This window comes from Methanimicrococcus stummii (genome assembly GCF_032594435.1).
Classification (GTDB): domain Archaea; phylum Halobacteriota; class Methanosarcinia; order Methanosarcinales; family Methanosarcinaceae; genus Methanimicrococcus; species Methanimicrococcus stummii.
In genome coordinates this window covers 1,323,675-1,347,564 of the sequence record NZ_CP131062.1, presented here as the reverse complement: position 1 = coordinate 1,347,564, position 23,890 = coordinate 1,323,675, and the positions used below count along the sequence as shown (strand labels likewise).

Below are 23,890 nucleotides of genomic sequence, written 5' to 3'. Positions count from 1 at the left end.
TATGAATTTAAGTTAAAATGCATCAGCTGAACCGCAAAACCGATTCAATAAAATATCAATTAACTTGTTGTTCAAAGGAATGATAACTATCACTTAATACATATAAGAGTTTTGGATATTTTCCGTTGAACACATTAAATTTATATCTGTATTAAACATCAAGGCTATTTTCACTATTATCATTTACTATCAATATTATTATCAAATTATGATAACGGAGCAAAAGAAATGCCTATCCATCCGATTGAATTCCGTTACGGAACAAAGGAAATGAAAGACGTTTGGACTCAAGAAAAAAGACTTCAAACGCTTGTTGAAACAGAAATCGCGCTTTCCCGCGCCGAAGCCGATCTCGGAATGATTCCCAAAGACGCCGCGCTTGAAATCGGAAACTCTCTTCCGCATGTCAAATGGGACCGTGTCGATGAAATCGAAAACGAAATCAACCACGATATGATGGCTGTTGTCAAGGCGATTGCCGAACAATGCCAAGGCGATGCCGGCAAATGGGTTCACTTCGGCGCGACTTCCAATGATATATTAGACACGGCAACCGCGCTTCAATTCAAGGAAGCTGTCGCTGTCATGGAAGACAAACTTTATCGTTTGCTTGCCATTTTGGTCAAACAGTCGGTAGACCACAAAAACACCGTCTGCTGCGGTCGAACGCACGGACAAATCGGCGTTCCGACAACTTACGGTCTCCGCTTTGCGATTTGGGCGTCCGAAGTGGACCGCCACATCGACCGCCTCGGCGAACTCAAACCGCGCCTCTTGGTCGGCCAGATGAGCGGCGCTGTCGGAACGCAGGCGGCTTTCGGCAAGAACGGCATTGAAATCCAAAAGAAAACGATGGAATATTTGGGCCTCGGCTCGGTTGATGTTTCCAACCAGCTGATTCAAAGAGACCGCCATGCGGAATTTGTGATGTGGATGGCCGGCGTTGTGACAACGCTCGACAAAATCGGAACCGAAATCCGCTCCATGCAGCGCAGTGAAATCGGCGAGCTTGAAGAAGGATTCGGCAAAAAACAAGTCGGCTCTTCAACGATGCCGCACAAAAGAAATCCGATTAAATCCGAACAGATTTGCGGTCTTGCGCGCATTGTCCGCGGATTTGTTGAAACGGAACTTTTAAACAACACGCTTTGGGACGAACGCGACCTGACGAATTCGTCGGCCGAGAGAATTGTTTTCCCGGAAGGCTGCATTTTGGCGGATCATATTATTAATCTCGGCATCAATGTTTTGGAAAATTTGAGATTCAATCAAGCCAACATTGAAAGAAATTTAAACCTTCTCAACGGCTTGAATATGGGCGAAGCCATCATGATCGAACTCACGCTTCGCGGTGTCGGCCGCCAGGAAGCGCACGAAATTGTCCGCTCGGCCGCCATGAAGTCCGTTGAAGAAAACGTTCACTTCAAAGATGCGCTGCTCTCGGACAAAGAATTGGCCGCCGTTTTAACCGGCGATGATATTGAAAACTTGGTCAACCCGTACAAATACATCGGAACGGCGGTGGAACAGGTTGACAATTTGAATCAAAAATTAAAAGCGAAATACGGAAATAAAATCTGATTTTATCTTCCGTTTTATATTTATTTCTTTTTTTACAGGTTTTATCTTGCTGTTTTTGTGTTTGCCGTCTCGCAGCAGTTGCGCTGCCGCCGCGCGCGAGTCGCACCGGTTTTAAAAATTTGAAAAAACAATCCCTGTTTTTTTAAAAAAAGTATTGAAAAAACAAGCTGCCGTTTTTAAAAAAAGTGAAAAGACGAATTTCGCCTTTTCATTTTGTGTTTTTAAAAATCAACTCAATCTTTGTCTTCTTTTCGCCTGTAACAATACGATGCGATTGCAAGCGGGAACAGCAAAACAATAATAATCGGCGTTTCAACTTCCGTTTTAAATCCTTCCGGTGTTTCTTCAACGCCGCCCATCGGCGAACTCGGATTGATGGTCTTGCCGCCGCCGGAAGATGTCGACGTATTATTTCCGGGATCTTTTTCAAAAAGCGTGTACGGGAACAAATAAATCGGACGGCTTGAATCATCCACTTCAACGATTCCGTATCTTAAAAGCTGACCGTATCTGATAATTCTCAATTCGGCATTCGAAAGTGAATCTTCATCAAAATAATACCAGTAATCTTTTGTTTTTAAATCGTGAAGATGAATGAAAACCTCGTCAACAGTGTCGGTTTCCATCTCGCCGGTGCCATAAATTTTGCCGCCGGTAATCGCGGTTCCCGAAAGTTTCAAAACAGAATTGACAACATTTGAAACATCCGTCGGATTTGCAATATTGTGATATCCGCCGAGATACAAAACATCAATTTCTCCGCCGGAAGCGTTGATTGTTGAATTGTTGACGGTAGAATTGTAACCGCCGCCGTATAATGTGTTGACGGTGCCGTTTATCATTTCTATGCCGGCATTGTTGACTTCCGATCCGGAAGGTCCGCCTGCTCTTAATTTTGTGACCTCGGATCCGTTCTTAATTATGACAGACGAAGAATTTGTATAACCAAAACCGCCGCCGAAAACATCATTCAGATGTGCGCCGTCTATGATAATTTCAACACTCCCGGTGCGAGAGCCTGCTTGAGCGCCACCGCCGTAAATGATCGGAATAGTTGAGCCCGGATCTTTTCCGATGTTCGGCCCGACATAAACCGTGGATTTATTTATCAAAACCGTAGAGAAATCATTACCGCCGGAAAATACATAAGAAATGTTGCCGCCGTTGAGATAAATAGTCGTGTTTTCCGTGTGGGAATGGTCAAAACCGCCCCCTCCGTATAATGCAAGAATGGTGCCATTGTTTATAATCACCTCAAAATTTCTTAAATAGCCTTTCTGATTGCTGAGGAGGTAATCAATTGTTCCGTTTTCGACAATAACGGTTGCTTTTGTATCGGTTGTTTCATCCGGGGCATTGTAATTATTCCACCAATAATGCGTTGATGTACCGCCGTATACTGTATACGATTTTGCGTTTTCTTTGATTATTGTTGTAATTTCACCGCCGACACCGCCAAATTCACCGCCGCCGTTATATTGATATGAATCCGTGTTGCCGCCAAGGATGGTATTCACATTTCCTTCGGCAACCAAACCTTTGTAACTGTAATAACCTGCGGCGCAGCTCCAGTAAAAGTAAGTTTTTCCTTTAACAATTAACGTTACATTGCCGCCGTCTTCGGTCGGATTTCCAAGTCCGTCAAGAACTTTTCGAACATTTCCTTGACGTCCGCCGCCCATCAAACGATAATCAATTCGTGTCTCTCCGGCAACAACAAGTTTTGTGTCACCGTAAACGTTGGCGTAATTGATTTCCGGATAACGCGTCGCACCGATGTTGTCTCCGCCGCCGCCGATAACCGTATTATATGTATGAACGATTCCCGGTGTTGAGTTTAAGCAAATGTGCGGTGCCACGTCTTTTTCACCTTCGTCGCAAATCGGACAAGCGTTGAGGTGGAAGACAACGTTTCCGAAAACTTCACCGTATTCGGAAGCGCCGAATGCAACGTTTCCCGATGTGTTTTGGAAATGAGAATTGATGTTGCCGTAAATGTTTCCGGTGTGACCGAAATGAACAACACCCGTTCCGCCGCTTTGGAAAGCGCCTTTGCTGCCGCCGTGGAATAATGAAATATTTGAATCAATCGCTGAAACAGAAATGTTCCCTGTAATGTTGCCGGCTTTACTGCCGCCGTAAACTGTGGGGATTATTGAATTTCTGACGTTAACGTTGATTTCGGAATTTCCGGCTCCGCTTTCAAAAATGTGCCCGTGGTCGCTGCCGCCGTAAATTATTCCGATTTTTGAAGTTGCAGTGTTAGCGACATTGTTTGTCGTTACGGAAAGGTAGCTGTTTAAAATGTCTCCCGTGTCGCTGCCGCCGTAAATCGCGTTGACTGCGCCGTTTGTATAAACGATATGAAGCATGCTGTTGTTTAATGTCCCGTCCATATTGCCGCCGTAAACGGTGTCGGCATTACCGCCGGTAATCGTTATGACTGTATTCAAAACGGCTTCGCCGGATGAGGGGATTCCTCTGTTGCCGCCGTAAATGTTGCCAACGGTTCCGCTTTGAAGCGTGATGAGTGTCATCTCTGCCATCCAGCCCGCGCCGTAAGAATTGTCTTCGGAGCCGCCGAAAATTGCGTAACCGTCAATTGCGAGTCCAAATGTTTTTGAATCGTATGCAGGATATCCGGGGGCGGTTTTGACATAAGTGCTGCCGCCGTCTTCGTAAATGATGATCGGGTTTCCATTCGCGTAAACAGCTGAATCCATTTGGTTAACGTCAACGGGATCCGCAGCGATTGCCGGGAGTGTTAAAAAAGTCAAAATTATTGTAAGTAATATAATGTATTTAATGAAACCATTTTTAGTTTGAAACATAGAATCTAATGTAATCAATTATTAGTTTATAATCATTTGCATTTATTAATATTAAAATATATGATTGGACTTAAAATTTATACTTTATTTACAAATAGTTTTATAAAAATGTGAGTTTGGCGGCAGCACATTTTTATTTTCAATTTCGGTTGGTGTCTTTTTCAAATCTTGTTTTATTTTCAATTTTATAGAAACATATTTATTCTAATCTCTGTTAAAATTATAACAGATAAGCGCGGAAATCAATTGTAATTTTTGAAATCAAAAATTTAAATCAAAAATTATAATAATTTCAGGATTTCAGCAGAAACTCTTATCAACAATTACTCCTATTAAGGAGTTTGTTTGAATAAACGTTTTATTCTGAAAATTCAAATCGAATTTTCGGTATTCAAACAAAAAAAATTAATAAAAACTCAAAAAGTGATTCTAATGACAGAAGAATACTGTGATTGCTGGGAATATGAAGAACCTGTATCCCTTCCTTTAATCGGCGATGACGCGCCCGAATTTGAAGCGCAGACGACAACCGGATTTGTTAAATTTCCGGCGGATTACAAAGGAAAATGGGTCATCTTGTTCAGTCACCCGGCGGACTTCACACCGGTTTGTACAACCGAGTTCATTACATTCGCAACCATGCAAGACGAATTTAAAAAATTGAACGCCGAATTAATCGGTCTTTCAATTGACAGCATCACCTCTCATATCGCATGGCTCAAAGATATCAAAGACCATGTCGAATACAAAGGTCTCAAAAACGTTGAAATCAAGTTCCCGGTGATCGCGGACATTAAAATGGAAGTTGCCAAGAAATACGGCATGCTTCAGCCCGGCGCATCCGACACAAAAGCGGTTCGCGCAGTTTTCATGATTAATCCGGAAGGTAAGATTAAAGCGATTCTTTACTATCCGCTTTCCGCCGGCAGAAACATGGAAGAAATCAAGAGATTGCTTCAGGCGCTTCAGGTCAATGAAAAAGACGGCGTTTCAACGCCTGCCAACTGGATGCCCGGCGACGATGTCGTGATGGGCGCGCCCGAGACATTTGCCGGCGCGCAGGAAAGAGACACCTGGGGAAGCGACGGCGAAAAGACTGTCCATTCTTGGTTCCTTGTCACAAAAAAGCAAAAGTAATATTTGATTAAAATCCTGATAAATTTCAGACATTAAAAAAACAGGTAGCAAACAAAATCAATTTTGCTGCCTGTTATAAATTTTATTTTAGAAATACAATTCATTTGTCTTCGATTTCTTTTATCTTACAGTCGTTTTGTAATACATGTCGCTGCTAGATTTTATTTTCTGTTGGTTACAATTTGTAACGAACTGACTTCTTTCACAAAAACAATCCCGATATTTCAAAAATTTTCATCAAAACACAAGCTAAAATCCCGAACACAATCGGAATAACCAAATTATCATCAATTTTAATCTGCTTGCTGTAAATTTCAGCGACGGCAACAACCGGGATTGAAATTAATGAAGCAACCGCAAAAGCTGTTCCGGCATCCGGCAGCAGCAAAACAAATCCTGCTAAAAACAGCCACGAAACGGCGATGAAACCGAGCGTTCCTTCCAATGATTTTCCGTTTTTAAATTTGTGTTTCCCGAATCGCATGCCGATGAGCGCGGCAAACGCGTCGCCGAAAATCAAAACGGTGATTCCGAGCATTGCCACATATTTCGGGAAGAGCAAAACGGAGAGAAAACAGCCGAGCAAAAACCAATTGGAGCTGATGTATCCGTATTTTTCATCGTCGCGCAAAAGGAATGAAAAATATTTGACTTTGATGTCGTTGATGAGCGTGAATCGGGAAGATAAAATCAAAGTGTTGCCGATGAAAAGCAGTGCCAAAAGCGCGCCGATGACAATGCAGGCGGTCAGCCGATTCGCGAAATAAATGAAAATGACAATCAAAAACGAACACATATGAAGAATTTTGCGCGCGATTTCATTTCTGTATTTTTTTTGAAAAGCTTCATCTGCCGGCATTTCACACCTCTTTTAAATTTGAGGTGAGTACGAAGCCGACACATAAAAAACCTCTGTTGCGGGAAAGCGGCGGTGGCCGCTGCCGGCAGCACCGCCGCCGTGCCGTACCGTGCTGCGTCGCGCGTGTGTCGCACCAACTTTCAATTTTGTCATAAACAAATCCCGATTTTTAATTTTTATTGAAAATCGTTTTTGGATCTTATTTATTTTTTTTGAAAATGAATCGTTGTATGAATCATTTAATTTGCAAAATCTTTTTTTTTAAAATTGGTATGCGCTGCCTTTTCAACTCAACTAAAATTGTGTTTGGCGCAACTAAAATTAATGAAACATTTAAATGAATTTAAACGCATTTTCCAACATTCACATTCAAACATGAGGAATTGTGAAAGGTTGTTTTTTGGCATTTTCAATTGATTCAAAAGAACAGCCCTTAAAAACGGGTTATTTTAATCTCAATTGTAAAAAAAATACAGGTGAATTTTTATGAATATGTTATCTATGTTTGGTATTTGCCTGGCAATTTACATTTTAGTGTTGCTTGCCATCGGCTGGTACTACAGCAAAAAACAGAAATCCGTTGTTGATTTCTGGCTTGCCGGAAGAAAAATCGGCTACATCCCGATCGGTTTCTCCGCAGCGGCCTCCTGGATTACGGGCGGCGGCATTTTAGCGGTGACAGCGTCTTATTTGCTCGGCGGTCTCGGTTCAATCTGGACATTCGCAGCACCCAACGTTATTGCTCTTTTCGTCATCGGTCTTTTGGTTTCCAAAATCAAAAGTTTGCCGGCGATTACACAGCCCGAACTTCTCGAACAGAGATATGCCGGCTCCATTCGTTTACCGGTTGCAATCATTGTTGCAATCGTCATGATGCTTTTCGCGGCGGCTGACGTTTCCGGTTTAATGTTGATCTTCAACGTTTTCTTCGGCTTAGACCCGATTTACGCAGCGATTTTAATCGTCGTTGCCGTTTCCGCTTATGTTTTGCTCGGTGGTTTATCCGCTGTCGTTTGGACAGATATTATTCAGTATCTCCTCTTGGCAACGGTTGTCATCGTCTTGACAATTGCCGTTTTGTTCACAGCATCCGACATCAGCGCGCTTTCCATCGGTGACTTTGTCGCCTCCTCTCAGTCCGGAACCGGATGGTGGAATCCGTTCTCAATTGGTATCCCGCTTGTGCTCATTTTCTGTATCGCAATCATTCCCGGATGGATTTCCGAACACGATCAGTGGCAGAAAGTTTGGGCCGCAAAAGATGAAAAGAACGCCAGAAACGGTTTCTTCTTCGGCTCATTCTTGATCTTCCTCATTTTCGGCGTTTGCTGCTGTCTTTTGGGTCTTGGTCTTCGCTACCTCTTCCCGGAGATTTCAAATATGGGCGAAGCAGAAATCGCTCTTTTGAGTTATTCCTTAAACAACTTCTCAGGAATTGTAATCGTTTTGATTTCACTCGGTTTGACCGCTGCCGCAATGTCTTGTATGGACACGTTTGCGACATCCGGCGGTTCCACGATTTCTCGTGACATCTACCAGAGATACATCAAACCCGACGCAACAATGAAAGAATTGAAAGTCGTCAACAGAATCGCCGTTTTGATTATCATCTTCGGCGCAACGGGAATTGCGTTTACCAGCATCAACATCATCGAATACATCCACATCGCAACCTACATTGCCAGTGCCGCTTACTTCTTCCCGCTCATGGTGGGATTGTTCTGGAAGCGCGCGACCAAAGAAGGTGCTATCGTCTCCTTAGTTGTCGGCGGTGTCTGTCAGATCGGCATGGTTTTAATCGACATGTACATGGGAACAAACGCAGCAGGCGTTTACTACCTTGAAACATTCAGTCCGATTTTGACCTGCCACGGTGTGATTGTCAGTATGGCGCTCAGTGCCGCAGCAATCATTGTCGTTTCTTTGATGACGAAGAAATCTTCCGTTTACAACTTGGCACCCTTCTTCGAAGACGAAGCCAAAACGCTTGAAACCGATGAAGTTTCCCGCGTTGACACGCTTTCTAACGAATACGGCGGCTACAAAGATGTTCTCCAAGCGGAAGTCAACGGCGAGCGCGAACACTTGCAGTTGGATTTGAAAGCATCTGTGCCTTTGAACTGGGACCGCTTCATTGAAGAGCTCAGAGCAAAGAACACGGCTTGGTTCACTTCATCCGGAACAAACGCCGTCTACCGTCTCACCCACGCAGACTTGTTGTCCTGCCCGATGATTTCACGCGGCAACAACGAACAGGAAGTTTGGATTTCCGCTGAACCGCGCGTTGAAAGCACAACAACCGCACAAGTTGAAATTTACTTGGCTTACAAAGAAATCATGGAAACACTTCAATCCATGGGCATTTTGACCGACTTTATCAAGCCGGAAGAAAAGACAGCCATTTAAATTGAAATAAACGATTAAATTAAAACAGAAAATAGAACGAATTCTTCGTTCTATTCTTTTTTTATTTTTCAATTTGCGTTTTTCTAATGTTTTTTTTCATTTGTTTTTTCACTTAATCTTTTCATTTGTTCTTTTTTTGATTTACTCTTCGTCTTCTTCTTTCGTAACCGCTTTTTTAATCATATAAACAATCGGTATCGCCAAAAACGGAATACCGAGGAAAAACTGGAACAAGTTTTCCGAAGGCATGCCGTTTTCAATGGCTGTGCCGCCGTTCATTATGGAATAAATTGAAACGCTGATATTGAACAAACCCAAGATCGCAAAGAGAACAAGCGACCAAGTGTAACTTTTCATTTGCGCGGAGAAATAAGCGCCTTTCCAAACGGCGCGAATCAAGAAATAAGTTGTCGGAATCGCAAGCAAAATCATCATCTCGGTATTTTCCGCTGCCCACGGGCCGTAAGCGAGTTTAATCATGCCGTTTGCAAAGATGAGAACAAAAGTCAGCATCAAAGTTTCAAATGAGATTCTGTATCTGTCAATCAGCTGTCTTTCATCATAATGTTTTGAATTATAAGAATTATTTTTCGAATTTGTTGTCATTTGTTTTATTCCTCCCAGAAGAGTTCGTCCAATGTTTTATCGAGCGCTTTGCAGATAGCAATGCACAAATTGAGCGTCGGATTGTAATCGCCCGCCTCAATCGCGTTCATCGTTTGCCTTGTCACGCCGACCGCTTCCGCCAAATCTTTTTGCGTCATGTCTTTGGCGGCGCGCGCGGCTTTGATTTTGAGATTTTTTGTCATGTTTTCACATTCTTTTCGAAATATTTCAATGAAAGTTGTGTCACATATACGACAACAAATGTCAAATATATAAGACTTTTTGTTTGAAAAAGAAGACATTTTGTCGGAACAGAAAAACCGGAATGACAATTATATAAACAACTGACGGCGGTTTCAAATACTATTTATAAGGAGATGTAATACGTGAAAACATATGATACAGACCACACTCATGAAAGAATGTCAAAACGGTATCGTCGGCGAAACAATCAAAGCGGTTGCAGAAGCGGAAAAAATTGATCCTGAAAAACTCTGCTCTCTTGTTGCCAAAGGGCTCGTGACGATTCCGAAAAACGCGAATCGCGACACGCTTCCGACAGGAATCGGCAAATTCATGAGCACAAAAATTAACGCAAACATCGGCACCTCTCGTGATTATATTGATGCCGAAGATGAAATCAGCAAGGCGAAAATTGCCGTCAAATATGGTGCCGGTGCAATTATGGATTTGTCAACCGGCGGTGATTTGGACGCGATTCGAAAACAAATTCTGTCCGAAATTTCCGTTCCTGTCGGAACGGTGCCGCTTTACGATGCCGCCGCAACCGCGCCGATGGTTGTCGAGATGACTGCCGATGACATGTTTAACGCGGTTCGCCGCCATGCCGAACAGGGCGTTGATTTTGTGACGGTTCATGCCGGAATCAATCAAAATACGGTTGACAAACTGATGAAAGCCGGCCGGATTACGGATGTCGTCAGCCGCGGCGGTTCTTTCACCGTTGCCTGGATGAGCCACAACGATGCCGAAAATCCGTTTTACGCCGAATTTGATTATTTGCTTGAAATCGCGCAGGAATACGATGTGACGCTCAGTCTCGGTGACGGCATGCGCCCCGGCTGCATTCACGATGCGGCCGACGCGCCGATGTTTGAAGAAATTCTCGTGCTTGGCGAACTCGTTAAACGCTCGCGCGAGGCTTTTGTTCAATCTTTCGTCGAAGGCCCGGGGCACGTTCCGCTCGATAAAATTGAGATGAGCGTTAAATTCATGAAAGAAACATGTCATGACGCGCCGCTTTATCTGCTCGGCCCGATTGTGACGGACATCGCTCCCGGATTTGATCACATCACCTCCGCAATCGGCGGCTCCATCGCAGGCGCTGCCGGAACGGATTTTTTGTGCATGGTCAGCCCGTCCGAACACCTGGCGCTGCCGACGGCGGATGACATTAAAGTCGGCATGCAGGTCGCGCAGATTGCCGCGCACGCAACGGACTTGGTCAAAGACGGCGTGAAAGATCGGGCAAGAGAGCGCGACAACGCGATGGGTCTTGCGCGCAAAAATCTGGATTGGGAAATGCAGTACAGTTTGGCGCTTGATCCCGAACACGCCCGCGCCGTCAGAGAAGCGCGCAGTTCCGGGTCGGAAGCGTGTTCCATGTGCGGCGATTTGTGCGCGATGAAAATTGTTGAAAGGGAACTTGAAAAAGGGAGGCAGAAAGCGGCAAGGAAGATTGAAAATGTAGAGTGAAACTTTTGAGGAAATTTTTACTTATGTCGGGCAAGCACCTGAACGAACGCCTGAAGAAAAAGCCGAACTTGAAATCCAATTAGAAAGAATGCGCAAAGCATTCGATTTACAAATTGAAAGAATTCAAAAAGGATTGAGCGGAGACGGGATCGAATATAGTGAAGAAGAAATAAAAAGATCTGATGAGAGAGCTCGCGAAATCATGACAAAACTGAGATCTGAAGTCGATATTGAAGGTGAACTTAAAAGAAAAATGATGAAAAATGAATTTAAAGACGAATAATGAAAAATCATTTGAAATTTTACAATTTCGTCTGCATTAAAATTTAAAAAACATTCAGAGATTTAACTGAAAATAAATCACAATTTGATCTCATTTCTCAAAATTGAAACCGTTTCATTCAAATTTTCATCTTCCGGTTTCAATTTTTGAAGCTCTTCAAAAACAGAGAGTGCTTCTTTGAATTTTCCGATATTTTGAAGGGAAACGCCGTAAAAATCCAAAACTTTGGCGTAGGAAATGCCGTTTTCTTCGGCAGCCGTTTCCTGAATTTTGGAAAGTGCTGCCGCTGCTTCTTCATATTTTTCTTCTTTCATGAAAATCAGCGCTTTGTTGTAATGCGCTTTCGGAGACGAGGGGTCTAACATTTCGGCGCGCGTCAAACATTTCAATGCGAAATCGTTGTCACCTTTTTTGGAATAAATTACGCCGGTTAAATTCATGATTTCGTAATTGAACGGGTCTTTGATTTGAGCGTCGGATAAGAAAGAAAGCGCGGCTTCAAAGTCGCCGGCGTTAAATTTCATTTTCGCCAAATGTTCAAAGACCGGGACAAATCCAGAGTCTAAACGGAGAACTTCGTTAAAAGCGTTTTCAGCGTCGGCGAGGTCGCCGAGCGTCAGGTAAATCTTGCCGATTTCGTAAAGAACGCTTAAATTTTCAGGCTCAATCGCTAAAACGTCGTTCAGCGTTTCAAGCGCTTTTTTGAACAAATCGTTTGCGGTTTCGGTGACTTTGCCGGCAGTTTTGACTTCCGTCTCGGCGGCTTTTGTGTAAACCAATCCCAAATTGATGCGCGCGGCCGTAAAGTCCGGCTCGTGTTCAAGCGATAAGTTGTAAGAAGAGGCGGCTTGCTCGTACTTGCCGAGTGCGTTTTGGACCAAGCCGAGGTAATAGTAAACGCGGGATTTCTCGTAATCGAATTCAAGCTCTTTTTGTAAAATGTCTTCCGCTTGGCGGAACGCGCCGAGTTTCATGTATGAAAAGGACAGGTAACTGTAAAGGCGCCAGATATCTTCTTTTTGAATCATTTCGGATTCTTTGCCGAAGAGCTCGCCGCCACGTTCAAAGTACTCCGATTCGGTCGGCTGCGCGTGGTCTGTGAAATCTTTGAAACGGTCCAAATATTCCAAGCAGGATAAAATAAGCTCGTCATAAATGCCGAGCGTCATCAGGCAAAGGCATTTGTAATCGGCTGCGGCAAAGAAGAACGGGTCGATGTCGAGTGCTTTGTCAAACCAGCCGATCGCTTCGTTCAATCTTTTTTTGCGGTAAAGGACAAATCCTTTGGAGTAAAGGAATTCGGCGTTTTCCGGCTCGTATTTGAGCGCTTTTTCAATGGAATCAAGCGCCGCATCAAGCTGTCCCGTCTTTTCTTCTAAAACGGATTTTTGATATAATGAGAAAGCGTCTTTCGGGTATCGAATTAAAATTTCTTCGTAACAGCGCGCGGCATCGGCGGAGCGGCCGGCCGTGACGTAAGCGTAGGATAACTTCTCCCAGGCTTTTTTAAATTTCGGCATGTCTTGCGTCAGCGATTCTAAAATCGTAATCGCTTCATCAATTCTGCCTTCCGACAAAAGGGCCTTTCCCTGTTCATACCGCTTATCTGTGTGATTCATTTTTAAGAAACCTTAATCGTTGAAATGATAAAGTCTGCCGCGCGGGCAACGCGCAAGCATTTGGAAAATCTTATTTAATCAGAGTCATGCAAGATTGATAAATTTTTTTGTCGATTTTCTTCCTTTCAGTTCAACCGAATCTTTTTGTTCAAAAGGTATTTATTTTTCAAGCAGCTCTTTAACGAGGTTTAATCCAAAATATTCAATTTATTATATTTCAAAATTTAAGGTGATTTTTTTGACCAAAAGAGCACTGATTAGTGTTTCCGACAAAACAGGCATTGCAGAATTCGCAAAAACGCTTATTAAAAACGGTTTTGAGATTATTTCAACGGGCGGCACATCCGCGCTTTTGAAAAAGGAAGGAATCGACGTCAAAGACGTGTCAGACATCACGGGATTTCCCGAAATGATGGACGGCCGCGTGAAAACGCTTCATCCGAAAGTGCACGGCGGACTTCTTTATCTGCGCGAAAATCCTGATCATGTCAAACAAGCCGAAGACAACGGCATTACGGCAATTGATATTGTCGCCGTCAATTTGTATCCGTTTAAGGAAACGGTGGCAAATCCGAATGTGACGCTGGAAGACGCGATTGAAAACATTGACATCGGCGGCCCCACGCTTCTTCGGTCCGCCGCGAAAAACTTCGCGTCGGTGACCGTCATTTGCGATCCGGCCGACTACGTCGCTGTCGCAAACGAACTCAATCAGGACGGCGACGTTTCTTATGATTTGAAGAAAAAATTGGCCGTCAAAGTTTTCCGCCACACGGCGGATTATGACAGCGCGGTTGACACGTTCCTCAGCAAAGCGCTTTTGGGCGAAAAAGTCAAGCGCCTCTCTTTTGTCGGCGGCGAAAAACTGCGCTACGGCGAAAACTGGCATCAGGAAGCAACGTTTTATAAAGATTTAAACGGCAGCGGCCCGAACATTTCAAACGCCAAGCAGCTTCACGGCAAAGAACTTTCCTACAACAATTATATTGACATCGACAACGCGCTTTTGACGCTCAAAGATTTGAACAGCAAAGACCCGTCGGTTGTCATCGTTAAACACAACAATCCGTGCGGCCTCGCGACTGGCAAGACGCTCAAAGACGCGTTTCTCGCCGCGTGGGACGGCGACCCGATTTCCGCATTCGGCAGCATTGTCTGCGTCAATCGCGTCTTCGATGTCGAAACGGCCAAATTGCTGGACAAAAAATTCATTGAAATTATCGTTGCGCCGGGATTTGATCCGGCCGCGCTTGAAATGTTGAAAAACAAAAGCGAAGGTCTTCGCCTTTTGGAACTTGAAGGATTCGATCAGCCGTTTGGCAGCGAATTTGTTTACAAACATGTCACCGGCGGTCTTTTGGAACAAACCCGTGACATCGGTCTTTTCGAAAAATGGGATGTTGTGACAAAAGCGCAGTTCCCCGATTCCAAAAAAGGTCTTTCCGAATTCGCGATGAGCGCGTGCAAATGCATCAAATCTAATTCGATTTCAATCGCCTACGAGTACGAGCCCGGCTGCTACATGCTGCTCGGCATGGGCGCGGGCCAGCCCAACCGCGTCGACTCTATCGGCAAGTTGGCGGCGCCGAAAGCGCGAAACAACTTAAAGGAAATATATGATCGAAACGAAGCGCTGCAAAGCGCGATGACTTACGAAGAATATGTGACGCAGGTTTTCTCCGAGTGTGTCATGGCGTCCGACGCGTTCTTCCCGTTCGATGACAGTGTCGTTTACGCGAATGAATTCGGCCTTCGGTATATTTTGTCTCCGGGCGGCTCGATTCGTGACGCAGAAGTCATTGAAACGGCGGACCGGCTCGGGGTTTCGTTGGTGTTTACGGGAATGCGGCATTTCTTGCATTAATTGAACAAAAAAAGCTAATGAAGCCATGAAACAGACTTTTGCATAAAGCAATCTTGAAGAAAGTTCAACGATTTCCAAAATGGAAATAGTTCAACATGAAGGAAACAGAGCAAGGGACAGTGACCACAAAACATGGCTGACAAACACGCCTTAATGGGCAGCGGCAGTATCAACAAAGCCTTGGCCTGGCTGGCGGCGCCGGCAATAATCGGCCTCGTCATTCAGACACTTTACGGTTTAATTGATTCCGTTTTTGTCGGGCGCGGTCTCGGTGATGACGGCGTTTTAGGGCTTGCCGCGCTCGCGGTCGCCTTTCCGGTCTCGCACTTGCTGCTCTCGGCAGCAGCCGGTGTCGGTGTCGGCGGCTCGTCTTTCATTTCTCGCGGCTTCGGCGCGGCGGACTCGGCGCGCGTCAAAAAAGGTGTCGGCAACATGCTGATTATGGCGTTTGTCGTCGGAATCATTTGCACCGTTCTCGGTCTTGTTTTTTTAAAGCCGATTTTACTCGTCTTCGGCGCGACAGAATCAACGATGCCGTTTGCTTATGATTACATGTATTGGATTATTCTCGGCTGCACGTTTCAAATTTTAACGGTCACGATTAACGCGATTGTGATGGCGGAAGGCAATTCTTTTTACTCGATGGGCATGTACACGATTTCAAGCGTCACAAACATCATTTTAGATTACATTTTCATTTTTGAATTCGGCTGGGGCATTCAAGGCGCCGCAGTTGCGACGATTCTGTCTCAAATGCTGAGCGTCGTCATTTTGATTTTTTATCTTTACAAAATCAGTAAGCTTGATTTCGGTTTGAAATGGCTGAAATTCGATAAACCGGCGTTTTTGGAAATCGGCAAAGTCGGCATTTCCGAATTTCTTCGCGAAGGGTCGCTTGCGATTATGTTTATCATCGTCATTTTCAATGTCAACCTTTACGGCGACGACTCTTCCGTTGCGATTTACGGTTTAATCAACCGCATTTTCGGATTCGTGATTATTCCGGCGATGGGCGTCGTCCAAGGCATGATTCCGCTCACCGGCTACAATTACGGCGCGAAAAATTATGAGCGCGTCAGAAAAATCTTAAAAACCGCGTCGATTTGGGCGATTGCGATTTCATTCGTTCTCGGCGCGCTGACTTACATTTTCACGGCGGAACTGTTTTCTTTGTTCATGACCGACACCGCGTTGATTGATGAAGCCGTCATTGCTTATTGGATTGCCGATCTCAGCATCCCGATTGTCGCGTTTCAAATCGTCGGCTCCGCTTTCATGCAGGCGCTCGGCCAAGCGCGCGCGTCTTTCATTTTGGCGCTCATCCGCCAGTTTTCAATCATTCCGGTGCTGGCAATCATTCCGTATTTCATGGGACTGATGGGTGTCTGGGTTGCGTTTCCGATTGCAGATGTCCTCGCAACCGCGATTACGCTTTGGTTCGTTTGGCGGCAATTGAAATCGCTGAAAAAAGAAGAAAAAATGCACGCAGTGTATGATAAAAATCCTGCGGCATTTTAAACGCCTTTTTCTTTTTCCCCAAAATCGAATCTGCCTTTTCAATTTTCTGCCGCTGCCGTTTCTTCTCATTTTCTCTCTTTTTTTACTCGGCTCGGCAGAGAAACATTTTAATCTTTTTATCTCCTCATGAATGAACAAGGTGAAACTTATGAGTTCGGAATTATCCCCTCAAATTCAAAATCAAATTGCACAAATTCAACAAGTACAGCAGCAGGCGCAGGCGCTTGCAATGCAGAAATCACAAGTCGATGTCATGGTTAAGGAAACGGAAATGGCAATCGAAGAGCTGGCAAAAGCAGCTGACGATGCCGTCGTTTATAAGTCCGTCGGCGAATTGATGATTAAATCCGACAAAGCGTCTCTTTTGACTTCTTTAAAAGAGCGCCAGGAATCATTTTCTTTAAGAGTTCAGTCGATTGAGCGCCAAGAAGAGCGTTTAAACTCCAGGTTTAAACAGCTTCAGGAACAGCTTCAAAGCATGGTCGGAAATTCCGGCGGCGGCGAGGACGAAGATTAATCTCAGCCGTGACATCTATGAGGGTCAACGATTTAGAATTCTTCAATCGCCTCCTGGATTATCGGAACATACTCTACATTTGCCACAGAAACGCGGATCCTGATGCGATCGGCAGCGCTTATACGCTGGCGGAAGCTGTCGGCGGAACCATCGGAGTCGTTGATGACTGCAACCGAGTGGCTGCAAATCTCATCGACAAATTGAACATTCCGGTCGTTCTTTGCCCGGATCCGAATGACTACGACATGACAGTCGTCGTTGACACATCGACGCGCGGTCAGCTCAATGATTTAAAGCTTGAGAAGTTTTGTCTCATTGACCACCACGCGACAACGGCGCTTTTGGATGACGCAGAATTTTATATTCACGAAGAAACCACGTCAACCGTTGAGATTATTTTCAGAATTCTCAACGCGGCGGGCATTCACATTTCCCCGAAAATGGGTTTAGCCATGATTACGGGAATTATCACGGATACCGGTCATCTGAAACACGCCAATTCGAGCACGTTCAAAACGCTTTCAGGAATTATGGAAGTGAGCGGCGTTGATTATTTCGACGCTTTGGAATTGATGGCGGCAACGCCGCAGGATATTTCAATTCGCATCGCGATGCTCAAAGCGGCAATGCGTTGCGAAGTTGAGCGTGTCGGTGACTGTTTGATTGCGACCACGAATGTCAGTTCGTACGGCGGCGCGGCAGCGTCCATGCTGACCAACATCGGCGCGGACATCGCTTTCGTCGGCTCCTCCAAGAGCGATTCAAGCGTGCGTGTCAGCGGTCGGGCAAAAAGAGATATGATCCTATCCGGCGTGAATCTCGGAAAGCTGATGGAAGACGTCGGCGACAAATACAACGGAACCGGCGGCGGTCACAGCGGCGCGGCAGGCATTGATGCCAACTGTCCGCTTGAAACGCTGATGGGCGACTGTAAAGATTATGCCAAGAAACTTCTTGCCGGCGATGACAATGTGTCGCTCCCGTGCAAAGGAATCTCAGCCGACCAGCCCGACGAAGAGTCGGAGTATTTGTCCGATGTCAGTGATTGAATGAGTTTCTCATTTAATCCTTCTTTTTTCTTTTATGATAAGCGATAGCTTTTTTATTTTCATTTTTAAAATCAAGGCCGCGTTTTCAAGTTCTTTCAAAAGGTGTGGTTCATTTTTCAAATTTTTAAAATTGAGGCAGCTCGCGCGCGACGGCTGCAGAATTTTTCAGCGAACTGTTTCTTTAATTCGTTTCTTTTCAATTCGTTTCTTTTCAATTCATTTTTTATATTCGCGTGCCATTTTTTAGCATACAGAAATCTATTTTTAGTTTCGCAATATTCTCTCAATTTCCCGTCGGCGGCAAACAGGAGGAATATTTATCGAAAATTCAAACTCAATCGAAAATCAAAATCCGTTTGCAAACTGGAAACAAAAAACCGCTCTCTTCTTTGGGAGCCAGGCGATTACACTTTTCGGATCGTCTCTCGTTCTTTATGCAATTATTTGGTATATCACGCTGACAACAGAATCCGGCGTTATGACGATGATGATTGTCATTTGTTCTTTTGTCCCGCAGTTTCTGATTTCATTTTTTTCAGGCGTTTGGGCGGACAAATACAATCGGAAAACACTTATTATACTCGCGGACGGCGGCATTGCAATTGCAACACTTGCGCTTATCGTTTACATGATGGCCGGCTACACGTCCGTTGCCGCGCTTTTGTTCATCGCGGCGGTCAGATCGGTCGGCGCAGGTATTCAGATGCCGGCCGTAAACGCTATCATTCCGCAAATTGTTCCGGGCGAAAAGCTGATCAAAGTCAACGGCATCAACGGATCGCTTCAATCTATTGTCAACTTAGCAACACCCGCCGTTGCCGGCGCAATTATGATTTACGGTGAAATTTACAATCTTATGATGATTGATGTCATTACTGCAGTCATCGGCATTTCAATTCTGCTTTTGATTTCGATTCCGAAACATAAAAGAGCGGAAACGCCGGTCAAAACAAGTTATTTTGCAGATTTAAATGAAGGATTCAAATACAGCATGCATCATCCTTTTTTGAAACCGCTTTTCATCATTTATGCATTTTTCACGATTTTGTGTGTTCCTGCATCTTTCTTGAATGTTTTGATGGTCACGCAGGTGTTCGGCGGCGATTATTTGTATCTGACGCTGAATGAAATGTCATTCTTTATCGGAATGCTCATCGGCGGCCTCCTCATCGGAACATGGGGCGGATTTAAAAACCGCGTCAAAACAATGTGGGTCGGTCTGTTCTCTTTCGGCGCTTTAACAGTCGGATTCGGTCTCACAGATACGCTTTGGATTTATCTGATTTTAATGATGCTTGTCGGATTAACGATGCCATTTGCTAATTCACCGATGATGAGTATGATTCAGGAAAAAGTCGAGCCTGACAAACAAGGACGTGTTTTTTCACTGATGCAGATTCTCTTCTCATCGCTTATGCCGCTTGCTATGCTGTTCTTCGGGCCGCTGGCGGATTATGTTCCTGTTCAAACAATTGTTGTTTACTGCGGCATCGGCATCGTGATTATTTCAATCGCTGTCCTGTTTGACAAAAAATTCTATCGGCAGGGTTTGTTTGAAGCAAAAACAGGAAATGAATTTGAAGAAAAGAAAGAGGAAGTTTTAGAATAAATTATGTTTTTTGAAGAGCTTTTAAAGCTCTTCTTACTGTTAATAAAGTTGAAAATTCAAATATTAAAAATTGAGAAAGTTAAAAATTCAAATATTAAAAATTGAGAAAGTTGAAAAATGAAAACTCAAATGAGTTTTCAGTTTAATTTTTTAAATTTGCTTCCAAATCCGTTTCTCAAAAGAGCACTTAACTCTTCGGGCGTTCCTTCAATAATATCTTTTTTCGGCAAAAGAAACACCTGCATTTTCGTCACATAAATTATGAATTCATTTTTCTTTTCTTCGGCGCTGTCAAGCATCGAATATTTGTATACTTTTGTTTCAAGAGCGCCGTTTTGCCGCGTTACATTTTGAATCAGTTCGGTTTCTGTCAATTCGTATTCAATAACGGTATTGTTTTCTTTTTTCATCAAAAGGTTCCGCATATTTTTTTGAATAATCGGCGCTGTAATATATGAAAATGGAATCAGTAAAATTCCGAGAACGATTAACAATATTGACATTCTTCTGACAACGCTGATATTATAAAACAGAAACAGGAATATTATTCCCGGAAGAATTAAACAAAGCGAAGGTATGACAACAGCGCCGATTAAATGAATTTTGTACTTTTCGGCCATGAATGTTTCCATTTCCCCGACATTTAATCCCGTTTTGACTTTAATACTCATGTTAATCGTAATGATTTGCAATTATTTATATGTTCAGAATTCTTTTGATTTTATTTTTTATCTCTCGGGAATCATTTGGTTTTTATATCTCTTCTTTCATTCTTTTTTTGCACTTGAATTTGATTCATTTCCAAATTCATTTTGCCGAATACAAAGGAGTTTAATTTATGCCTTACCGAAATCAAGAAATTGAGACGATGGATCCGAGAGATCTGCGTCAAATGCAAAGCGAAAAGTTGGTCAAGCTTGTGAAATACGTTTATGACCGCTCCCCTTTTTACAAAAAGCGCTTTGACGATTTTGGCGTCAAACCCGAAGACATTAAATCAATCGACGATATCGGCAAGCTCCCGTTTACCAAAAAACAGGATCTCCGCGACACTTATCCAAACGGCATGTTCTGCGTGAAAAACACGGATGTCGTTCGCTATCACGCATCTTCCGGCACAACCGGAAAGCCGACCGTTGTCGGCTACACGCAAAATGATCTCGACGCTTGGGCGGAATCACTCGCGCGAGGAATGACTGCGGCGGGCCTGACTCAGGACGATATTATTCAAGTCAGCTATGGCTACGGCTTGTTCACCGGCGGCCTCGGCGTTCATTACGGTTCCGAAAAACTCGGCGCGACAACTTTGCCGACGAGTTCCGGAAACACAGAGCGTCAAATTACGCTCATGAAAGACTTGGACGTGACCGCGATTTGCTGCACGCCGTCTTATTTCTCTTATCTGATTGAAGCAGCCGAACACATGGGCTGCAGCATCAAAAACGACACCAAACTCCGCGTCGGCATTTTCGGCGCCGAGCCGTGGTCGGAATCTCTCCGAAAACGCATTGAAGAGCGTTCCGGAATCAAAGCGTTTGACGTTTTCGGCACATCCGAACTCAGCGGACCGCTTTTCATCGAATGCGAAATGCAGGAAGGCATGCACATTTGGAGCGACATGTTCTTGTTTGAAATTTTGGATCCCGAAACGAACGAGCCTGTTCCCGACGGCGAGATCGGTGAGTTGGTTGTAACGACGCTCGTTAAAGAAGCGCTGCCGCTCATCCGCTACCGTGTCGGCGATTTGGCGTCGCTTGATGCGTCCGTTTGCAAATGCGGTCGAACACACCCGCGCCTGATGAGACTTAAAGGCCGGTCGGACGACATGGTGATTGTCCGCGGCATTAATGTTTTTCCGGGGCAGGTGGAATATGTTTTGGTTAAATTCCCAGAAGTGTCGCCGCATTTCATGATTCTCATCGATCGCGACGGTGAAATGGACAGTATGAAAGTTCAAGTGGAGCTCGCGGATATGGCATCGGACAAGCTTGATGATTATTACAAGCTCAAATCCCGAATCGAGCACGAACTCAAATCCATTCTCAACCTTTACGCCGAAGTCGAATTTGTCGCGCCCGGAACCATTCCGAGATCGGAAGGGAAGGCGAAAAGAGTGACGGACAACCGTACGTTTTGAAGAATGATTGAATATTTATTGAATTACGGTGTATTGAATTTATTGAATTATATTAAATTTCATTAATTACGAAATAAAAATCAAGGAGTGATTCCATGACAAAAACAATCAAACAGATTTCCCTGTTTTCTGAAAACAAGCCCGGCCGTTTGGCAAAAATCGCCGACGTTTTGGGAAAGGAAAAAATCAACATTCGCGCGTTTACGATTGCAGAATCCGGCGATTTCGGCATTGTCCGCCTTGTCGTGGATCACCCCGAGCAAGCGCATGATGTTTTGAAAAAGGAAGGCTTTACGGTTTCTGAAACCGATGTCATCGGCGTTGAAATTAACGACGAGCCGGGAAGCATGAAAGATGTCGCCGAACTCTTCGCGGAAGGCAGCATCAACATCGATTACGCTTATGCGTTTATCGGCCGAAATCAAAAAGCGGTTTTGATTGCGCGCGTCAGCGATTTGGAAAGCGCGCTGGATTTCCTCAAAAGCAAAGGCGTTTCTCTCTTGGAAATTAATGATTTGCTTTAATTTTTGAAAAATAAAAAATGAATTTTGAATTTTTTATTTTCAATTTATTTTTCAATTTTCATTTCTTTTTTGATTTTTATGTCTCCTCAGCCTGACTCTTGGAAAAGCAAACGCGGCGGTATTCACACGACAATTATCGGTGAGCGAAAAGGCCGCAAGGTTGCGTCTTTGGTCGCGTCGCATGAGGCGGTTAAAAAAATAATTCCCGGAATCATTCAAAGCAAAGGCCCTTCCGGCGGCTCTTTTCGGGCGAAAGTTCTTCGGCCGGACGCGCGCGGAAACCTTCGTCTTTTGTTTACACAAGGGACGAGTTATCAGGAAATTATTTTGGTGACGACAGCCGCCGATTTGGCGGAAGGCGAAGCGATTTCGGATGCTCTGAATGCTTTGATTGAAAAAGAATTGGGCGAACAATGAACAGAAAAGAGGGGACGATTTGATTTTTTTAGGCGTTGATCACGGGACAAGCGCGATTCGGTTCGCGGTCATGTCTGATGATTTGGTTCGGCTGTTTGAAATTCCGAGAGCGAAAGCCGGCGCAATGACGCTTGATGAGCTTCAGCGGTTTATTGAAAACAATCTCGGAATGTCGCTTTCTGAAATTGATTTGGCATGTTTGACTTATTCGATGGGCGACGGCATTTCTGAAATTTGTGATTTGCGGTTTGTTCAAAATCGCGGCGTTCTTGAAACGTCGGGCGTCGGCGAAAAAACAAATGCAGGGACAAAGGTTTTTGATTTGTTTGCGAAAGACTTGTGTCCCGCGATTCTTTTGCCGGGTTTGCATCAGAATGTTCCGGTCACCGACGCGCGGATGCAGCATTTTTCGCATCAGGCCAGTCCCGAAAAAATCGGCATCGCGTTTCATGCATATTCTCTCGGCCATCGGCGTTTCATTCTCTCCGACATCGGCTCAAACACGGTCACGATGGCGGTTTTAAATAATCAGATTCTCGGCGCCGTCGATGCCGCGATTTTCGCGCCCGGAACACGCCACGGACCGTTGGATGTCAACGCGATTCGCGCGGTCGATTCGGGAACACAAACGGCAAACTACGCGTTTTCATCGGCCGGCGTCGGCGATGATAAAAAGGCGCTGGCGTTTTTTGTCGCGATGGAAATTTCCGCGCTGGACGTTTTAATGAAAGATTACAGCGCGAGTGATTACGATATTTTGGTTGCCGGCAGCGGCGGCGAAGAGATTGAGGTTCGCCGCGAAATCAGCCGTTTGCTTCAAAAACCGGTTGAATCTCTCGGAAATCGGGCGGCGGCAATCGGGTGCGCCGAAATTGCGCGCGCGGTCATTTTCGGCGAAAAAAGCATTTTCGGAATTCCCGTTAATTTCGATTTGACGGCGTGGGAAATTCGGCAAGGGTACGGGCTTGAAATTTAAATCAAAAGCCGTTTTCTCGTTTTTGATTTGTTTTTGATAAAATCAAACATCGTTTTTTCATAAATATTTTTAAAAACCCGAACCCCCTTTCCTTTCTTTTTTTAAATGAAGGCGGGGTTCGGTTTTTTATTAAATTTAAATAAACCGATGTTTAGGTTTTTGAAAAAAATAGAAAACAAATCCGGAATTAAAAATAAAATAAAACAAAATAGAAAAAAGTTAAAAAGTTTTAAAAATTGAA

The 23,890-nt window shown here is 44.3% G+C and carries 20 protein-coding genes; 14 read left to right on the top strand and 6 right to left on the bottom strand.

What is annotated here, in order from left to right:
* The first annotated feature begins 228 nt into the window (after positions 1-228).
* Positions 229-1,581, top strand: a complete 1,353-nt coding sequence (purB, locus tag MmiEs2_RS06550; RefSeq protein ID WP_316559075.1) for an adenylosuccinate lyase — start codon at positions 229-231, stop codon at positions 1,579-1,581.
* 233 nt (positions 1,582-1,814) lie between these two features.
* On the opposite strand, the gene MmiEs2_RS06545 is transcribed toward purB, so the two are convergent.
* Positions 1,815-4,304, bottom strand: a complete 2,490-nt coding sequence (locus MmiEs2_RS06545; RefSeq protein WP_316559074.1) for a hypothetical protein — start codon at positions 4,302-4,304, stop codon at positions 1,815-1,817.
* 540 nt (positions 4,305-4,844) lie between these two features.
* Here MmiEs2_RS06545 and MmiEs2_RS06540 point away from each other — a divergent pair.
* The gene (locus MmiEs2_RS06540; protein ID WP_316559073.1) at positions 4,845-5,549 is read left to right on the top strand and encodes a peroxiredoxin; all 705 of its coding nucleotides are present in this window, start codon (positions 4,845-4,847) and stop codon (positions 5,547-5,549) included.
* Positions 5,550-5,751: 202 nt separating this feature from the next.
* Here the strand turns inward: MmiEs2_RS06540 and MmiEs2_RS06535 are convergent, their stop codons facing one another.
* Positions 5,752-6,408 (bottom strand): diacylglycerol/polyprenol kinase family protein, encoded by a 657-nt coding sequence (locus MmiEs2_RS06535; RefSeq protein ID WP_316559072.1) that lies wholly within the window; start codon positions 6,406-6,408, stop codon positions 5,752-5,754.
* A gap of 486 nt (positions 6,409-6,894) precedes the next feature.
* Here MmiEs2_RS06535 and MmiEs2_RS06530 point away from each other — a divergent pair, with 486 nt between their 5' ends.
* Positions 6,895-8,814 carry a sodium:solute symporter family protein gene (locus MmiEs2_RS06530; RefSeq protein ID WP_316559071.1) on the top strand — a complete coding sequence of 640 codons (1,920 nt, stop codon included), beginning with the start codon at positions 6,895-6,897 and terminating at the stop codon, positions 8,812-8,814.
* Between the two features lie 141 nt (positions 8,815-8,955).
* On the opposite strand, the gene MmiEs2_RS06525 is transcribed toward MmiEs2_RS06530, so the two are convergent.
* Together MmiEs2_RS06525 and MmiEs2_RS06520 are read right to left on the bottom strand one after the other, a co-directional pair.
* Positions 8,956-9,420 (bottom strand): DUF6773 family protein, encoded by a 465-nt coding sequence (locus MmiEs2_RS06525; RefSeq protein WP_316559070.1) that lies wholly within the window; start codon positions 9,418-9,420, stop codon positions 8,956-8,958.
* A gap of 5 nt (positions 9,421-9,425) precedes the next feature.
* Positions 9,426-9,623 (bottom strand): helix-turn-helix transcriptional regulator, encoded by a 198-nt coding sequence (locus MmiEs2_RS06520; RefSeq protein ID WP_316559069.1) that lies wholly within the window; start codon positions 9,621-9,623, stop codon positions 9,426-9,428.
* Between the two features lie 193 nt (positions 9,624-9,816).
* On the opposite strand from MmiEs2_RS06520, the gene thiC reads away from it, so the two are divergent.
* Complete coding sequence (thiC, locus tag MmiEs2_RS06515; protein WP_316559068.1) at positions 9,817-11,136, top strand: phosphomethylpyrimidine synthase ThiC; 1,320 nt, start codon at positions 9,817-9,819, stop codon at positions 11,134-11,136.
* A gap of 88 nt (positions 11,137-11,224) precedes the next feature.
* Positions 11,225-11,419: a hypothetical protein gene (locus MmiEs2_RS06510; protein ID WP_316559067.1), complete on the top strand. Its 195-nt coding sequence runs from the start codon at positions 11,225-11,227 to the stop codon at positions 11,417-11,419.
* Positions 11,420-11,496: 77 nt separating this feature from the next.
* Here MmiEs2_RS06510 and MmiEs2_RS06505 read toward each other — a convergent pair whose 3' ends face one another.
* On the bottom strand, positions 11,497-13,038 hold the full coding sequence (locus MmiEs2_RS06505) for a tetratricopeptide repeat protein (protein WP_316559066.1): 1,542 nt from the start codon (positions 13,036-13,038) through the stop codon (positions 11,497-11,499).
* A 238-nt stretch (positions 13,039-13,276) separates the two neighbouring features.
* Between MmiEs2_RS06505 and purH the strand changes: the two genes are divergently transcribed.
* From purH to MmiEs2_RS06480, 5 genes are all read left to right on the top strand, one after another.
* The gene (gene purH, locus MmiEs2_RS06500; protein WP_316559065.1) at positions 13,277-14,902 is read left to right on the top strand and encodes a bifunctional phosphoribosylaminoimidazolecarboxamide formyltransferase/IMP cyclohydrolase; all 1,626 of its coding nucleotides are present in this window, start codon (positions 13,277-13,279) and stop codon (positions 14,900-14,902) included.
* A 132-nt stretch (positions 14,903-15,034) separates the two neighbouring features.
* Positions 15,035-16,420 carry an MATE family efflux transporter gene (locus MmiEs2_RS06495; RefSeq protein ID WP_316559064.1) on the top strand — a complete coding sequence of 462 codons (1,386 nt, stop codon included), beginning with the start codon at positions 15,035-15,037 and terminating at the stop codon, positions 16,418-16,420.
* A 148-nt stretch (positions 16,421-16,568) separates the two neighbouring features.
* Positions 16,569-16,937 carry a prefoldin subunit beta gene (locus tag MmiEs2_RS06490; protein ID WP_316559063.1) on the top strand — a complete coding sequence of 123 codons (369 nt, stop codon included), beginning with the start codon at positions 16,569-16,571 and terminating at the stop codon, positions 16,935-16,937.
* A 17-nt stretch (positions 16,938-16,954) separates the two neighbouring features.
* Positions 16,955-17,986: a DHH family phosphoesterase gene (locus tag MmiEs2_RS06485; RefSeq protein ID WP_316559062.1), complete on the top strand. Its 1,032-nt coding sequence runs from the start codon at positions 16,955-16,957 to the stop codon at positions 17,984-17,986.
* 277 nt (positions 17,987-18,263) lie between these two features.
* On the top strand, positions 18,264-19,595 hold the full coding sequence (locus tag MmiEs2_RS06480; protein WP_316560238.1) for an MFS transporter: 1,332 nt from the start codon (positions 18,264-18,266) through the stop codon (positions 19,593-19,595).
* Between the two features lie 137 nt (positions 19,596-19,732).
* Here the strand turns inward: MmiEs2_RS06480 and MmiEs2_RS06475 are convergent, their stop codons facing one another.
* The gene (locus tag MmiEs2_RS06475; protein WP_316559061.1) at positions 19,733-20,005 is read right to left on the bottom strand and encodes a YcxB family protein; all 273 of its coding nucleotides are present in this window, start codon (positions 20,003-20,005) and stop codon (positions 19,733-19,735) included.
* A 428-nt stretch (positions 20,006-20,433) separates the two neighbouring features.
* Here MmiEs2_RS06475 and MmiEs2_RS06470 point away from each other — a divergent pair, with 428 nt between their 5' ends.
* The 4 genes from MmiEs2_RS06470 (at position 20,434) to MmiEs2_RS06455 (ending at position 23,649) form a co-directional block, all read left to right on the top strand.
* Positions 20,434-21,732, top strand: a complete 1,299-nt coding sequence (locus tag MmiEs2_RS06470) for a phenylacetate--CoA ligase family protein (RefSeq protein ID WP_316559060.1) — start codon at positions 20,434-20,436, stop codon at positions 21,730-21,732.
* A 95-nt stretch (positions 21,733-21,827) separates the two neighbouring features.
* On the top strand, positions 21,828-22,256 hold the full coding sequence (locus MmiEs2_RS06465) for an ACT domain-containing protein (protein WP_316559059.1): 429 nt from the start codon (positions 21,828-21,830) through the stop codon (positions 22,254-22,256).
* Positions 22,257-22,334: 78 nt separating this feature from the next.
* A complete protein-coding gene (locus tag MmiEs2_RS06460) occupies positions 22,335-22,673 on the top strand; it encodes a DUF2103 domain-containing protein (protein WP_316559058.1) in 339 nt (112 codons plus the stop codon).
* A 19-nt stretch (positions 22,674-22,692) separates the two neighbouring features.
* Positions 22,693-23,649: a methanogenesis marker 12 protein gene (locus tag MmiEs2_RS06455; protein WP_316559057.1), complete on the top strand. Its 957-nt coding sequence runs from the start codon at positions 22,693-22,695 to the stop codon at positions 23,647-23,649.
* Positions 23,650-23,890: the final 241 nt, after the last annotated feature.